Annotated in this window: 14 protein-coding genes; 9 read left to right on the top strand and 5 right to left on the bottom strand. The window is 53.1% G+C overall.

What is annotated here, in order from left to right; all coding sequences use genetic code 11:
- Positions 1–16 precede the first annotated feature (16 nt).
- Positions 17–1,303: an OmpA family protein gene (locus tag AB4876_RS13085; RefSeq protein ID WP_368382201.1), complete on the bottom strand. Its 1,287-nt coding sequence runs from the start codon at positions 1,301–1,303 to the stop codon at positions 17–19.
- 145 nt (positions 1,304–1,448) lie between these two features.
- On the opposite strand from AB4876_RS13085, the gene trhP reads away from it, so the two are divergent.
- Together trhP and AB4876_RS13075 are read left to right on the top strand one after the other, a co-directional pair.
- Positions 1,449–2,786, top strand: a complete 1,338-nt coding sequence (gene trhP, locus AB4876_RS13080) for a prephenate-dependent tRNA uridine(34) hydroxylase TrhP (protein WP_368382199.1) — start codon at positions 1,449–1,451, stop codon at positions 2,784–2,786.
- A 58-nt stretch (positions 2,787–2,844) separates the two neighbouring features.
- The gene (locus tag AB4876_RS13075) at positions 2,845–3,228 is read left to right on the top strand and encodes a hypothetical protein (RefSeq protein ID WP_368382197.1); all 384 of its coding nucleotides are present in this window, start codon (positions 2,845–2,847) and stop codon (positions 3,226–3,228) included.
- A 48-nt stretch (positions 3,229–3,276) separates the two neighbouring features.
- Here the strand turns inward: AB4876_RS13075 and AB4876_RS13070 are convergent, their stop codons facing one another.
- The gene (locus tag AB4876_RS13070) at positions 3,277–4,071 is read right to left on the bottom strand and encodes a transglutaminase-like domain-containing protein (protein WP_368382195.1); all 795 of its coding nucleotides are present in this window, start codon (positions 4,069–4,071) and stop codon (positions 3,277–3,279) included.
- Between the two features lie 201 nt (positions 4,072–4,272).
- Here AB4876_RS13070 and AB4876_RS13065 point away from each other — a divergent pair, with 201 nt between their 5' ends.
- Entirely contained in the window at positions 4,273–4,746 is a 474-nt protein-coding gene (locus tag AB4876_RS13065) for a (2Fe-2S)-binding protein (protein WP_368382193.1), read from the top strand.
- Complete coding sequence (locus tag AB4876_RS13060) at positions 4,743–6,893, top strand: xanthine dehydrogenase family protein molybdopterin-binding subunit (protein WP_368382192.1); 2,151 nt, start codon at positions 4,743–4,745, stop codon at positions 6,891–6,893. The genes AB4876_RS13065 and AB4876_RS13060 overlap by 4 nt, the downstream gene beginning before the upstream one ends.
- A gap of 71 nt (positions 6,894–6,964) precedes the next feature.
- On the opposite strand, the gene AB4876_RS13055 is transcribed toward AB4876_RS13060, so the two are convergent.
- Both AB4876_RS13055 and AB4876_RS13050 read right to left on the bottom strand, forming a co-directional pair.
- Positions 6,965–8,239, bottom strand: a complete 1,275-nt coding sequence (locus AB4876_RS13055) for a dicarboxylate/amino acid:cation symporter (RefSeq protein WP_368382191.1) — start codon at positions 8,237–8,239, stop codon at positions 6,965–6,967.
- Positions 8,240–8,418: 179 nt separating this feature from the next.
- Positions 8,419–9,039: a class I SAM-dependent methyltransferase gene (locus AB4876_RS13050; RefSeq protein WP_368382190.1), complete on the bottom strand. Its 621-nt coding sequence runs from the start codon at positions 9,037–9,039 to the stop codon at positions 8,419–8,421.
- Positions 9,040–9,584: 545 nt separating this feature from the next.
- On the opposite strand from AB4876_RS13050, the gene AB4876_RS13045 reads away from it, so the two are divergent.
- From AB4876_RS13045 to AB4876_RS13035, 3 genes are all read left to right on the top strand, one after another.
- Complete coding sequence (locus AB4876_RS13045; RefSeq protein WP_368382188.1) at positions 9,585–10,739, top strand: alpha/beta hydrolase family protein; 1,155 nt, start codon at positions 9,585–9,587, stop codon at positions 10,737–10,739.
- 123 nt (positions 10,740–10,862) lie between these two features.
- Complete coding sequence (locus AB4876_RS13040) at positions 10,863–11,681, top strand: Stp1/IreP family PP2C-type Ser/Thr phosphatase (RefSeq protein ID WP_368382186.1); 819 nt, start codon at positions 10,863–10,865, stop codon at positions 11,679–11,681.
- A 29-nt stretch (positions 11,682–11,710) separates the two neighbouring features.
- Positions 11,711–12,355 (top strand): FHA domain-containing protein, encoded by a 645-nt coding sequence (locus tag AB4876_RS13035; protein ID WP_368382185.1) that lies wholly within the window; start codon positions 11,711–11,713, stop codon positions 12,353–12,355.
- Positions 12,356–12,484: 129 nt separating this feature from the next.
- Here the strand turns inward: AB4876_RS13035 and AB4876_RS13030 are convergent, their stop codons facing one another.
- On the bottom strand, positions 12,485–13,855 hold the full coding sequence (locus AB4876_RS13030) for an FAD-dependent oxidoreductase (protein WP_368382183.1): 1,371 nt from the start codon (positions 13,853–13,855) through the stop codon (positions 12,485–12,487).
- A gap of 203 nt (positions 13,856–14,058) precedes the next feature.
- Here AB4876_RS13030 and AB4876_RS13025 point away from each other — a divergent pair, with 203 nt between their 5' ends.
- Together AB4876_RS13025 and ubiA are read left to right on the top strand one after the other, a co-directional pair.
- Positions 14,059–14,619 carry a chorismate--pyruvate lyase family protein gene (locus AB4876_RS13025; protein WP_368382181.1) on the top strand — a complete coding sequence of 187 codons (561 nt, stop codon included), beginning with the start codon at positions 14,059–14,061 and terminating at the stop codon, positions 14,617–14,619.
- 62 nt (positions 14,620–14,681) lie between these two features.
- Positions 14,682–15,563, top strand: coding sequence for a 4-hydroxybenzoate octaprenyltransferase (gene ubiA, locus AB4876_RS13020; RefSeq protein ID WP_368382180.1), 882 nt, complete (start codon positions 14,682–14,684; stop codon positions 15,561–15,563).
- Positions 15,564–15,572 lie beyond the last annotated feature (9 nt).

The raw sequence follows: 15,572 nt of genomic DNA, 5'->3' as shown, positions 1-15,572 counted from the left end.
AGCATCGGCCATTATACTACTTGGCGCGAATTACTTTTAGGGTAACACGACGATTGCGAGCGCGCCCTTCGCTGCTATTATTGTCAGCAACCGGCATACTAGCACCAAAAGCGTGAATATCCATCCGCTGGGCCGCAACACCCATGGCAATTAGCTCCGCCCGAACCGCCCGCGCCCGCGCCCTAGAAAGCCGGTAATTAAGCTCGTCGCTACCGCTATTATCGCTGTGACCCTGCACCGCCAAGCGAAACTGGGGCGAGGCCAGCATAAGCTCGGCCACCCGACTAAGATGTTCGCGAGCCTGCTCACTAACAGTGGTTTCACCCAAACCAAAGGCAAGCCCCTCCAGACGTACGGTTTGCCTTGCGGCACAACCATTGCGCAATACTCGCTCACCTTGGGCACTATTGGGGCATTGATCGGCACTGTTTTTGACCCCGTCATTATCGCTGTCCATACAGCCATTGTTATCGACTTCATTGCCCAGCGGCGTGTTTGGGCAGCGGTCAATCGGGTCGATCACCCCGTCACCATCGCTGTCGGCACAGCCATAATGATCAACTAATGCAGCTTGCGAAGTATTCGGACAGCGGTCAGCTCCGTCACTTACGCCGTCACCATCACCATCCAAACTGCGAGGCTCAGCTGAGGGCGACAATTGGTAGCGCAACCCCAACTGCCAGCGCTGCCCCCGCGAAGCGCTGTTAAAATCCTGATTTGAAGCGGCAAAATAAAGGTCTTCCCCCACATAATACTGATACGACAGATCAACTATCCAGCGCGGCGTCAGCTGCACACCTAGCGCGCCACCCCCGTGCAGCTCCCACAGCGCCTGCGTCTCGCCAGCAAATTCAGCCCGAACCCCGGCCAGCCCGCCACCCACAGAAAAATTAAAGCGTGAATTTCCCAGCGGATAATCCCTCCATACGCTGGCACTCAAGCCTTGCTTGCGCAAGGCGAAGTGAGTCTGCGGTAGTCCCCTCGAATCCGCTTTAGCAAAGCGCAGGCGCTCGTCAAGATAGTCAATCTCGGCCCGCCAAGCCTCGGCCACACTCAGCCCGACGCCAAGCATATAGCGATAGCTGTCATCGTAACCAAACTGTGAGTCTACGGTGCTGTCCGCCATTGGGAACAACAGCGACGAATCGCGGCTTCGCTCGCTAAGCGAGGCCTCACTTGTAGGCAGCACCAAGCCCATTCCCGCACTTAAATAATAGTTACCCTGCGCCTCCGTTGCACCGCATAACAAGGGGGAAAAGCCCGCTACAAGCAGAAGACTTTGCCAGTAATTATTATTCCGCAATTGTGTTTACCATCTCTTGTGAATAACTGCCGATTGCCTGTACCGAGTGTAGCCCTCTGCCACGCATTGACCAATAGCGCAGAACCAAGCGCTTTGCGCTACCATACGCAACTGATTCCACTCTCCACCGCAAGGCTTCAATACCATGATCCCTGAACTCCTGTCTCCCGCCGGCAGTCTTCGCAATATGCGCTACGCCTTTGCCTATGGCGCCGACGCCGTCTACGCCGGACAACCCCGCTACAGTTTACGGGTGCGCAACAATGAGTTTAAGGACCTAGACACTCTGCGCTCCGGTATGGATGAAGCCCACGCGCTGGGTAAGAAATTCTATCTCGCCTCTAATATTTCACCCCATAACGACAAAATCCGCAGTTATTTGCGCGACTTAGAGCCGGTTATTGAAATGGGCCCAGACGCGCTGATTATGGCCGATCCCGGCCTGATGATGCTGGTGCGCGAAAAATGGCCTGAGCAGGTCATCCACCTATCGGTGCAGGCCAATGCCGTCAACTGGGCCGCGGTGAAGTTCTGGCATCAAAACGGCATCCAGCGGGTTATTCTGTCACGGGAGCTGGCACTAGATGAAATCGAGGAAATTCGCCAGCGAGTACCCGAGATGGAGATCGAGGTCTTCGTTCACGGCGCCCTGTGTATTGCATACTCGGGCCGCTGCCTACTGTCGGGCTATATGAATCACCGCGACCCCAACCAAGGCGCCTGCACCAACGCCTGTCGCTGGAAGTACCAGGCCCACGAAGCCAAAGAGGATGAAACCGGCGACTTTGTTGCTGTAAACAAACTCGCGCCGGTGCAGACTTTTGTACCCGAGCCTAAACCCGCGATTGTCACCGAGCCAGTCTTATTGCAGCAGGCCCAACGTCCCGGCGAGTTTATGCCCGCTTATGAAGACGAGCACGGCACTTATATTATGAACTCCAAGGATTTGCGCGCGGTGCAACACGTAGAGCGCTTGGCCGCGATGGGCGTGCACTCGCTAAAAATAGAGGGTCGGACCAAGTCTCACTACTATGTGGCCCGCACCGCTCAGGTGTATCGCCAAGCCATCGACGACGCCGCTCACGGCAAGCCCTTTGATATGCATCTTATGGATGAGTTAGAGACCTTGGCCAATCGCGGCTATACCGAAGGTTTCTACCGCCGCCATCCCCCCAAGGAATACCAGAACTACGAAATGGGTTTAAACAACGCCCAGCAACAGCAGTTTGTTGGCGAAATTATCGACGCCAAAGACAGCGTTATTACCGTTGATGTTAAAAACCGCTTTGCCGTTGGCGATACCTTAGAACTCATGCTGCCCAGCGGCAATACCCGCTTTCAGCTGCAAACCCTGAGCAATAAACACGGTAAAAGTATTGATGCCGCGCCGGGTTCTGGCCATCAAGTGCGTATACCACTAAACCAAGCACTGCCGGAGTCGGCACTAAAATACGGGCTGTTGGTCAAAGACATCCACGCCTAATTTAGCAAGCTACACTCAATGAAACGGTAGCAAACAACAGGGTATATGAGGAGCCAATATGGAGCGGAAAAAACTTCGCAATTTACGCGGGCTGGTCAATATCAGCCTATTGAGCATGGTATTTGGCGCCATTCTCAATTTATTAGGTGACATCCTTGGCAATAACTATGTATTGATCATTGGCTTTTTAGTAGTGCTGATCACCTTTTATTGCTATCGGCGCGCCGACAGCGAAGCGGCATCCAGCAAGTCCTATTATATATGGCGCTATTTGCCCACCCTCATTTTTGTCGCCATGCCTATTTTGGTGTACTGGCTGAGCAGCGATGCCCAGTGGTCATTATCTGAAATAGTATTGCTCACCCAAATAGGCACCAGCTATGTTCTGCCCATCCTCTGCCTGCTCTATGTTGAGCGCGTACTAAAAAACGCCCAGCAATAAGGCTTTTCTCTAGCGCCCAAAAAAAACGAGCTTGGGCGCTGATTTTAATCACGCATCACCCACAATCTGCTCAACGGAAACAGCCTGGGTAGTGGGAAATACCGCTGGTCCAAACTGATTGTACACCGCAACATCCGCAGCATCGCGACCATAACCTATGGCCACATAGCCGCCCTGCAAGATATTCACGGTGGCATCAAAGGTATACCAACGCCCACCAATATAGGCCTCAAACCACGCGTGTAAATCCATCGGCTGGAGTTGGTGTAAATAACCCACCACCATCCGTGCCGGAATACTCAAGCTGCGGCACAGGGCAATACACAAATGTGATAAATCTCGGCACACCCCCCAGCCCCGCTCATTTACTTCCGCCGCCGACACCGGCTCAACACTGTCGCCGGGGCGGTATTGAATATTGTTATGCACCCACGCGCTAATTGCCGCGACTTGGTCGTAACCAAGGGTGTATCCTGCAACGATGTCGGTAGCCATATCGCAAAACCGGTCAGATTCACTGTAGCGGCTGGGCAACAAATAATTCAGCGCGGAATCCGGTAAATATTGAATTTCAACAAAGGGCGCACCGGGGCTTTGGTCGACGTAGTCTGCAGTTCTTACCTCTGCCGCGGTCGTCACTTGAAAATACGGCGGCAGGGCAATAAGACGCTGACAAAGATTGCCATAAATGTCGGTGAACTCCGTCGCTGGCACACTCGGCGTCAGTTTGTATTCTTCACGGGCAACCCACTGCTGCGCGCCACTGCGCGGGCGCAGCATTAAAACAAAGGGCGTGGGTTCAAGAATATTGAAGGAAATATCACAGCTGGTACGCAACCACATGGTGTAGATCCTCTAATTTGGCCAGCGAAGCTGGCGAAAACACCATTAGCACAGGGCTCTTAGCGAAACCCAGCATAACAATATCTGTACCTTGGCGTGTGAGTCTTTTTATTATTTGAACAAGCCAATGTCACACCATTGCGGTAGTATTTTTGTTTATACGGCTCAGTAATCACAATCAATAACACCAAGGAGAGGAAGATGGCCATCTCGGTTAATATTAATGGCGAACAGCGCGACCTCAATGTCGACCCCGATACCCCGCTGCTATGGGTTATTCGCGATCACCTACAGTTAACCGGCACCAAATTTGGCTGTGGTATCGCCCAGTGTGGCGCCTGCACCGTGCACATGAATGGCACGCCTATTCGCTCCTGCTCGATGCCGGTTAGTGCGGTGGCTGGCCAGCAAATCACCACTATCGAGGCCGTCAGTGGCCCAGAAGCCGAAGCGCTGCAAGCTGCATGGGAAGAGCTCGCCGTATACCAGTGCGGCTATTGCCAATCTGGCCAACTGATGTCGGCGGTCAATCTCTTAAAGTCCAAGCCTGCTCCCAGCGACACTGATATTGATCAATTTATGTCGGGAAATATTTGTCGCTGTGCCACTTACGTGCGCATCCGCGCCGGCATCAAACACGCCGCGACGCAATTGGCTACCGAGGTGACCCTATGAAAACCAAAGCAATCAGCGTATCTCGCCGCCTGTTTTTAGTTCGTGGCGCCCAAGCCGGTGCCGGGCTAAGCCTTGGGCTGCAATTCAGTAGTGGCGCCCACGCCGCCAGCAAGGCTGACCCAAGCAAGGGCTTAGAGGCCAATGCCTTTGTTAGTATTCACCCCGACAACCGCGTCATCCTCACCATTAAACACTTAGAAATGGGCCAGGGCACCTATACCGGCTTAGCCACTTTAATGGCAGAAGAGCTCGACGCCAACTGGGCGCAAATAGAAACCGTGGCCGCCCCCGCCAATCCCGAAAAATTCAAAAACTTATTATTTGGTGGTCAGCTCACCGGCGGTAGCAGCGCGATTGCCAACTCCTATTCACAAATGCGCGAAGCCGGTGCTGCCGCTCGCCATATGCTAGTTGCCGCCGCCGCTGCCCAGTGGCAGGTCAAGCCAGCCAGTATTAGCGTTAAACAGGGCATAATCAGTCACGCCGTGAGCAAGCGCAGCGCCAGCTTTGGCGACATGGCGATCGCCGCTGCCCAACAAAAGTTACCCAGCACCGTAATTCTCAAAGACCCCAAAGATTTCGTGCTAATCGGCAAGGCCAACTTGGCTCGCAAAGATACCGGCAAAACCAACGGCAAGGCGATTTTTACCCAAGACGTGCAATTGCCCAATATGTTGACCGCCGTAGTAGCCCACCCGCCCGCCTTTGGTGCCAGTCTTAAAAGTGTGGACGCCAGCACAGCAGAAAAACTGCCGGGCGTTAAAGCGGTAGTCACTATACCCAGCGGCGTAGCAGTTTTAGCGGACACGTTCTGGCAAGCTAAAAAAGGCCGTGATGCCCTGAACGTGGAATGGAATAAGCCCACAACTGAAATCTCCAGCCCTGCGCAGATGGCGGAATATAAAAAGCTTGCCCAAACACCTGGCCTGCAAGCCCGCAGCGACGGCAATGTTGCAGCCGTGCTCGGCGCCGACAAGAATCACCTTATAGCTGAATATGAATTCCCGTACTTGGCCCACGCGGCAATGGAGCCGATGAACTGCGTGCTGCAAAAAACCGCCACCGGTGTCGAAATGTGGTATGGCTGCCAAGGCCAAAGCTGGGATCAAGCCGCCGTAGCCAAGGTGTTTGGCTTGGCCCCAGAACACATCAAAATTAATACTCTGCTCGCCGGCGGCAGCTTTGGTCGCCGCGCGACTTTCAATAGCGACTACGCCGTAGAGTTGGCCAATATTGTGAAGGCTTGGGGTAAATCCGCCCCTGTAAAATTAGTTTGGACCCGCGAAGATGACACCCAGGGTGGCTACTACCGCCCCGCCTATGTGCATCGCCTCGCCGCCAGTCTCAATAACAAAGGCGACATTGCTGCGTGGCAGCAGTGCATTGTTGGTCAAGCGATCACTGGCGCCGACGCCAAAACCGTCGATAACCTAAGTGTTGAGGGCGCCGCCAACCTGCCTTATGCCATTCCCAATATATTGGTAGAGGCACACAACACCTACAACGCCGTGCCCGTGTCCTTTTGGCGCAGCGTGGGCTCAACTCACACTGCCTATGCCGTAGAAACCTTTATAGACGAGCTAGCCCACCGCGCCAAACAAGACCCGCTTAACTACCGCTTGGCAATGCTCAAAGACCACCCCCGCCACCGCGGGGTACTTAAATTAGTTGCCGAGCGCGCTGGCTGGGGTAAAAAATTGCCGGCTGGGCATTTTCAAGGTTTAGCAGTGCACGAGTCGTTTAACTCGTATGTGGCGCAGGTTGCTGAGATTGCCAAGCTCGACAACGGCAAATTTCGCATACACAAAATCACCTGTGCGGTGGACTGCGGCGTAGCGGTAAACCCAGACGTGATTCGCGCGCAGATGGAAGGTGGCATAGGCTTTGGCTTGTCGCCGCTGATGTTAAGTGAAATCACCCTAGACAAAAGCCAAGCTCAGCAGAAGAATTTCGACGCCTATAAAGTAATTCGCATACAGCATATGCCGGAGATTGAGGTGCATATTGTGCCGTCGGCAGAAGCACCCACCGGCGTCGGTGAACCCGGCACGCCGGTCGTTGCACCCGCAGTGGCTAACGCCCTGTTTGCCGCCACCGGCAAACGCTTGCGCAAACTACCCGCCGGCGCGGAATTCTTTCAATTATAGGCAGTTGTAGAAACTAGAGAATACCCCCCACTAAATACGGCGATATTCTCTAGGCTAAATCAAGCGAGCTACTAAGCGTCAATCCCAACCTTAGTAACTTCTCCTTCGGTGCGGGCGATAATCACCGCCGCACAAGAGTCGCTAAACACATTCACTGCGGTGCGCATCATATCCAACACGCGGTCGGTGACCAGCAGTAAACCAATCCCCTCTAAAGGCAGTCCAATAGCCCCCAAAATAACCGAGATTGCCACTAGGCTTGCGGCAGGTATGCCGGCTACGCCAATTGAGGTCAGCAGCGCGATCATCACCACCGTAAATTGTTGTACCCAACTCAATTCTAATCCGTAAACCTGCGCAATAAACATCGCGGCAACGCACTCATACAATGCTGTACCATCCATGTTTACCGTCGCGCCAAGGGGCAATACAAAGCCACTAACCCGTTTCGACACCCCCGACTCTTCCTGGATACTTTTTAACGTCAGCGGCAAGGTTGCTGAGCTAGAGGCGGTGGAAAAAGCGGTGAGCATAGCCGGGGTCATCGCCGCGAAGTGTGCCTTGGGGTTGACCTTGCCCACGTAACGCAGCAATAAGGGCAGTGCCACAAAGGCGTGAATCATCAAGGCCAGCAGCGCGGTAAAGAAGAACAGCAACATCGGCTTAAAGGCCGAAAAGCCAGTGAGTGCGACGGTTTTGGCCACTAAGCCAAATACCCCTAACGGCGCGAACTTCATCACCCACATGGTGATTTCAGTCATAATATCCATCACGCCCTGCCAAAAATGCATTAGCGTTGCAGCGTGCTCAGACTTGCTGCGAGCCAAGAAAAAACCAAACAATAAACTAAAAAAGATTAAGCCCAGCATTTGGCCATCGGCGGCGGCCGCCACTACATTGGTTGGCACCATGCGCACAAATACTTGCACCACATCGGCCATACCGCGGCCCTCTACCTTGGCAAGGGTATTGGTAAGTTCGGTATCACTGCTGCTAATCGTGGCGGCCAAGGCCTGATTATCGCCGCTGCCTGGTGCGACAATATTAACCACCAACAAGCCGATAAGAATCGCAATTAAACTACTGGAAGCGTAAAAGAGTAGGGTTTTGCCACCTAGCTTTTCCAGCTTATCGCCGCCCACCCCCGCCATACCGCTAATAATGGACGACATAACCAAGGGCACAATCAGCATTTTTAAGGCATTGAGGAAAATCGTGCCCAAAAAGTCATACACCGCTATGAAGGATAGTCCGGCAACACTCGCATCGGCGCCACCGAGAATACCAGCGAAAACCGCAAGTGCGATGGCGATGGCAATTTGCCAGTGCAAGGGAATAGTGCGCATAGTGCTATTTACTCTTCGGTGTTGGTGGCTGAGTGACATAGCGCTTTACTCTAGCGTGAAGGCTGCGCAATGGCTATAGGGGGGCAGACGAGCAAGCATGACGCTTGACGGGAGATGGAAAGCGCTAAAATACGCTCCCGCGCCTCGTCAGACTTCAAACATCCGGCGGTTCAGTAAGGTTAGCCCTTCACCGCCGAGCCGTAATACATATACCCCGCAATGCGCGGTACATCTGCAACATAACACTGGGCCAACTGCTCTATTTTAAAGCCGCAGCTAACAATCAGCTTATCGATTGGCCGATTTAGGTGACAGCCGCCAGCGAACTTTTTCCAAACAGGCGTAACGCGGTTTTGCCAGTTATTCACCTTGTGATCTGGCGCGGCGCCGTGTTCACAAAACAACAGCCGGCCACCGGGCTTTAATACCCGTCGCATCTGCTGTAAGGCCTGCCGCCAATCGGGGATAGTACACAGCGTGTATGTGAGCAGCACCGTGTCTACGCTATTGTCTTCCAGTGAGATTTCTTCGCCGGTTAAATCTAACCATTTCACGGTAACGGCGGCTTTCTCGACATTAACACGGGCCTTTTTACGCATACCCGCCGAAGGCTCCAAACCCCAAATAAAATCGATATTTTCGGCTTTATACAGCGCCAAGTTAATTCCGCTACCCATACCCACTTCTAATACAACACCGGTGGCCAAGGGCACTACCTGTTCGCGCAGCGCCATAATCGGCTGCATTGAACACGCTTTGTCGATAACCATGGGCAAAATCTTATTCTCATAAAAACCCATATTGCATTTCCTTACTTGGCATTATTTTATTTATATTGCAGACCAACATGGTTTCCACACAACCAGAACTCGGAACCTATAGAGATTCTAGACCGTATTATGATTTGAACTATGGAAAAACCACCGAATATCTCTTTATTTTTATCTTATTCAAAAACAACGTAAATACTAGGTTCCTGCACGCCAGTATTCGTCCACCTTCAGCATCAAAAGTAATTAAGCTCAGCGCGCACTGCAAACAATACAACACAAATTACACTCTGTGAGTATTTAATATAAACCCTAATTGACAAGATATGTTTTCAGGTTAAACATAGCCCTATAGCAATAAGAGGCTTTAGCGCGAGCCAATATCGTGCTCTCTGACATAACAAAAATGCATAGAATGCGGCTGTTTATGCCCAATAAACCACCGATAGCGGCCTTTTCCCCACCAGAGAGCTCCATCGCAAGCGTGTAAGTCCTCAATAAACGGATTGTTCTGCCCGCTCTAAAGCCCCAAATCCTTGGGCGCATTTTTGGAGCGCGCTAATTTTGGTGATGCCATGATGAAATGTTCTCAACTCTTAGTAGCGAGCTTTGTTGTTTCGCTGAGTGCTTGCGGCGGTACAAGTCACTCAACCACAAGCTATTCCTCAGCCAGCGGCTACGCGACGGAAACCTTTACTACCGATGCAGCTACCGATCTCGCCGCCTTTAATATTGCCGATCCCAGCGATATTAATCCGCTGTGTATTCCAGACACCGCCTCAAACTCACCACTGCCTGAAGGTTTACTGGTCTTTAAAAAAGATGAAGCCCCCACCCGTTTGGTGGTCTTTACCCACGGCATAGGCCACAACGTTCGCAGTAGCTGGCTACCCCATATGTTGCGCGAAATTCGCATGGCGAAAAGCTTTGCCAACCACCCCAGTGATGTTGCCTTTGTCACCACCGATTACCGCGACAATTTAGGCTTTCCAGCCCTGCGCGGCGCCCACGACACCATTGCCGCTACTTTGCATGCCATGGAGCGATTTCCATCAATAGAGACCGTGTATTTATTTGGTGTGTCTATGGGTGGCGCGGTTTCGGGCACCGCGATTGTCGAGTCAACCGCGGTCACCGAAGACGGCAGCTCCCTCTATGATTATTGGTTGGATATTGAAGGCGTAAGCCAGTTGGCTGAGACCTATACAGAGGCAGCCGCAGTCGCCTCTATGTCTGAAACCGCCGCCCAAGCCCAAGCGGGCCTAGAGCGCGATACTGGCGGCAATCCGATTATCTGCCCACTAGCCTATGCGCGTCGCTCACCAGCTTACCACGGCGCCGAAATGAAGCTAGCAGGGCTGCGCGCAGCAACGGTAGTACACGCCATTAACGACGGCTTAGTGCCCCATAATCAGGGTCGCGTGATGGCTTCCGCCTTAACCACTGCCGGTATTCCAACCCAATTCTTTACGATAGCCGAAGTGAGCCCTGGTCAAGACCCAGGCACCACCGGCACCGGCACCCTAGGTGCAGGAGATCTCGACCCTTATCTTAATCTCGCCGGCCACGGTTCCGAGGCTCAAGCTACCCACCCCGTTATGCGCGTCGGCTTTGAAAATATGCGCAAAATGCTCGACGGCACCTACAACGAAACCGTGCCCTATTTTGAATGCGTAATTGATCCCAACATCCCCGATGACAGCTGCCCAGTAGACCAAGTGCAGCCGTAGAGATTCCGGCCAAGCCCCCGCGCCAAAAGGCTTGGCGCGGTATACAATTTTCTACATTGACCACGCCAAAACCCGCTGTCTATACTCAGACCTTAATCAACACTTTTAACACGGCACTGATTCATGGATGAGAATATCGATTTTCGGGTCTTTGGGATCACCGACATAGGCCAGGTACGCGAGCACAATGAAGACGCTATCGGCATCACGGCCGACCGCGCCTATATGGTGCTGGCCGATGGCATGGGTGGCCACAATGCCGGCGAAGTGGCGAGCAGTATCGCAATCGCCGAAGTTTCCCGCTATTTAGACGCTGGCCAAGCTGCCGAAGCAAGTGCCGAAGATTCCATCTACTCCCCGCAAACCCTTGCCCTGCGAGACGCTGTACTCACGGCCAACCGCGAGATACTCGCGGCCGCCGAGCACGACACGGCCCGCAAAGGTATGGGTACCACCTTGGTGGCCATGCGCTTTATCGGCCAACGTCTTGCGGTAGCCCATGTTGGCGACTCCCGCTTATACCGATTTCGCGAAGGTTTTTTAGATCAGCTCACCACCGACCACACCCTTGTACAGGAATGGGTGGCGCGCAAGCTCTATACCGAAGAAGAAGCCCGCACCGCCAAAAACAAAAATGTAATAACCCGTGCCCTTGGCTTGATGAGCGAGCTTGAGGTAGATTTACTAGAAGAATTAGTTCGCAGTAACGATATTTATCTGCTGTGCTCCGACGGCCTGACCGGTATGCTTACCGATGCCGAGATCGCCGCGGTTCTCAGTGAGCAGGGCCGCGACCCCGAGACGGCAACCAAGCATTTGCTGGCAATGGCCAATGCAGCTGGTGGTAAAGACAATATTTCAATTATTGTAATTTGTGTAGACGAGGTGGTGGCCGGTCAAGACGATGCATCAGCAGATGACTCGCTTGAGTGGTTCGACTAAGGGAAATAACTCGGTAACAGGCAAGAAATATGGCAAAGCTGGTTCTCAGTTTTCAGGGTAGAGTGATTGAGGATTTCCCGCTTGATAAAGAGCGAGTGACGATTGGCCGCGCGGCAAACAATGATATCTGCATTGAAAACTTAGCGGTCAGCGGTCGCCACGCGGCGGTGGAAACCTTTCAAAATGACAGCTTCCTAGTCGATCTCGGCAGCACCAATGGCACCTTGGTCAATGGCAATCCGGTGACTCGGCACGCCTTGCGCAGCGGTGACTACATCACCATTGGCAAGCACTCACTAACCTATCACGGCGCCGTTCGCGCCGCAGAAGCCGAAGAAGATGTTGAAAAGACCATCGCCATTCGGCCTAGTATGCAACGCAGTGAACCCGCCCCCGCGCCCAAGATGGGTTATTTACAGGTGCAAAATGGCGGCTCCGCAGGCCGAGAAATGGTATTGAGTAAACCGATGACTAAATTGGGTAAGGCCGGATTTCAGGTCGCCGCGATTAGCCGTCGCCAGCAAGACTATTACTTGGAGCACATCGAGGGCCAAGACGGTCGCACCCCCAAAATCAATGGCGAAGCCATTGGCATGCAAGCCCGCAAGCTCAATCACGGCGACACCATCGAGATTGCCAATACCCGCCTAGGCTTTGAATTGCGGCCCGCTTAAAGGCAAGTATAAAAGACATAAAAAAGCCCCGCTTTGGAATACCAAAAGCAGGGCTTTTTTATAGCTGAACGTTTACAGATCAGAGCATCAATTCACAAGCCCGATTATGCCGAGCTTATGAATACCTCCTCAGGGCATAATCGCCGGCAGCAGCTTTTGCAGTGCCATTTTCTGCTTAGTGCCGTCACCGGTCAGGGCAAAGCCCAACAAATCACCGTTGCGGTCAATAAAGCGGGCAACCACGTTGATGCCATCTTGCTCAATCTCCCAGCTGCCTTCCGCGTCACGGGGTGCGGGGCTAACCGTAACTGGACAAGCTGGAACCTTAATGGTAACCGGCATTGCTGGGTAGCTAACTTCCGTCGCCTCACCCGTCAAGGTCTTGGCCAACGCGCGGGCCTGAGCCATCAGCGGCGCCACGTATACCAGCACGTGGCCGGCGACTTCGGCGCAATCACCCATAGCGTAAACATTGGGCGCATTGGTTTCCAGCAGGCGGTTAGTCACAATACCGCGATTAGTGGTAATACCCGCTTCCTGCGCCAAGGCGATTTGCGGACGCACGCCAACTGCAGACAACACCAAATCGCAGCTAATGGTTTCGCCATTGTTCAGGCTAACCGTCAGCGCATCACCGGTTTTGTTTACTTCGGTAACCAGCGGCCCAAAATGGAATTTAGCCCCCTGGGCTTCTAAGCCAGCCTGCACTGCCTTACCCGCCGCTTCGGGCAGCAAAGTAGGAATGCAATAACCCAGCGGATCAACGGTTTCAGTAGCAATACCGCCGTTGAGCAGGTCGTTGGTGAACTCACAGCCAATAAGACCACCACCAATAATGCAGACCTTCTTAACATTGTTTTTAGCGACTGCGGTGCGGAAGTCGTCGTAGTCCAGCAGGTCGTTCACCGAGTACACGTATTCCAGCGCATTGCCTTTAATCGGTGGGCGAATAACGTCGGCGCCCAGCGCCAGCACCAGTTTCTTGTAGTGAATTTGAGTGGCTTTATCACCAATGGTAATGGTCTGCGCTGCGGTGTTTATGGCCGTGACCTTGGTCGAGGTCCACACACTGGCGTTAAGGTCTTCACCCATAGTGCCGGCGTCTTTTTGGGTAAGTGCATCGGCATCCATATTCTTGGTAAAGCCAGTGGACAACATCGGCTTAGAATAAGCGCGGCCATCGTCGGCGCTAATCATAATAATCGGGCTGTCTTTGTCGTATTTGCGAAGCTCGCGCACCAGACCGTAACCGGCGAGGCCAGTGCCGATCACCACAATCGCGGCTTCGGCGCTGGCCGTGGCGGGTTCGTCGTGATGGGGCAGGTCACTCTCTTCCGACTTTTCAATCATTTCAAAGTCTTCTTTACCTACGCCGCAGTCGGGGCATAGCCAATCATCGGGAACATCTTCCCAGCGAGTGCCTGCGGCAATACCAGAATCGGGGTCGCCAACGGCCTCATCGTAGACCCAACCGCAAACAATACATTCCCATTTACTCATTAGCCAAAATCCTCTGCACACGGAGCTTCTATCAGTGAAGCGTAAATAATTAAGGGTATCAGATATCAGGACTTATTCAGCCAATTCTGACACTTGCAAGTCGAGGGTGAATCGCGCATTCTGCCGCCACGCTTTTTTCATTGTAGCAATTTTTTTAACGGCAAGGCTCTTATTGACGCCCCCCTCAATACCGAAGGCCGCCATTGTACGCTTTTCAAACGACACGATTCCAGACCGCTGAGCCAAAGTGGCAGGATTATCGCCAGTTTGCCGCCGGCAAACCCCCTGCACCGACCGCCCGCTGGCTCTTAGACACCGGTTCGCTGACCGCTCATTTGCGACGGGTGTCGGGCGGACATTTTCACGTAGAGGTATTGGCTCAGCGCTGGCAACTACCGCGCCTATCTGAGCGACGCCTGCTCGGCATGGGCGACCGCGACTGGGGGCTAATACGCGAAGTTTTGCTCTGCTGCCACAATCAACCCTGGGTTTTTGCCCGCAGCGTAATGCCCGCCAGCTCCTTAGTTGGCCGTTTGGCGCGCCTGCGCCACCTCGACAACCGGCCCCTGGGCCATTTGCTATTTACCGACCACAGCATGGCCCGCGATCCCTACGAGATCTGTCAAATGCCCAGCAGCGGCCTGCAGCTAGGTATAAGTCCTAATTCTGAAAAATTGCTGTGGGGACGGCGATCACGTTTTCTACTCAGCGATCGGCCTATTATGGTTAGCGAGATTTTTCTCCCAGCTTTTACGCCTTGGTAGCACCGTCGTTCTCGTTTGGCGCTGCTGCTATACTTTTGCAACACAGTTCTGAAGAGCGCCTTATGACACGGTTTCTAGAGCATATCCAAAAGCAGCGTCCCCACTATTTAGCCCTGATGCGCACCGACCGGCCCATTGGCACCTATCTTGTGCTATGGCCGACCTTATGGGCGCTGTGGCTGGCGGCCGAGGGCCTGCCGCGCTGGGATTTACTGCTTATATTTATTATCGGCACCTTTCTGATGCGCTCTGCTGGCTGTGTGATTAACGACTATGCCGACCGCAAAATAGACGCTCACGTCGGGCGCACCAAAAATAGACCCTTTGCCCAAGGCACGGTCGGTGAAAAAGAGGCGCTGATTCTATTTTCCTGCCTGTGTTTGCTGGCCTTTGTATTAGTTCTGTTCACCAATACCTTAACGATTCTGCTGTCGTTCGGCGCGGTATTGCTCGCCGCCACCTACCCCTTTATGAAACGCTACACCCATTTGCCGCAGCTGGTCTTAGGAGCCGCCTTTGCCTGGGGCATACCCATGGCGTTTGCCGCGCAAAGCGGGACCCTGCCACCCGCGCTGTGGTTAATTTATATTGGCGTATTGATTTGGACAGTCTGCTACGACACTTTTTACGCCATGGTCGACCGCGAAGACGATCTCAAAATTGGCGTTAAATCCACCGCCATTTTATTTGGCGACGACGACATCACCATCACCGCCATGCTCCAAGTTTGCGTGATTATTGTCATGCTCATGGTCGGCGTGCGCTTTGGCATGAGCTTTATTTACTACGCCAGCTTAATCGCCGCCAGCGGCCTGTTTATCTACCAGCAACGGCTGATTCAATACCGCCAACCAGAAAATTGTTTTAAAGCCTTTTTAAACAATAACTGGGTCGGCGCGGTGATTTTTGCCGGCATTGCCCTGCACTACCTAATCGCGACATGAGAATTTTTT

The organism is Zhongshania guokunii, assembly GCF_040892635.1.
Taxonomy (GTDB): domain Bacteria; phylum Pseudomonadota; class Gammaproteobacteria; order Pseudomonadales; family Spongiibacteraceae; genus Spongiibacter; species Spongiibacter guokunii.
The sequence above is the reverse complement of the archived record's forward strand: the minus strand, read 5'-3'. Positions and strand labels throughout refer to the sequence as shown.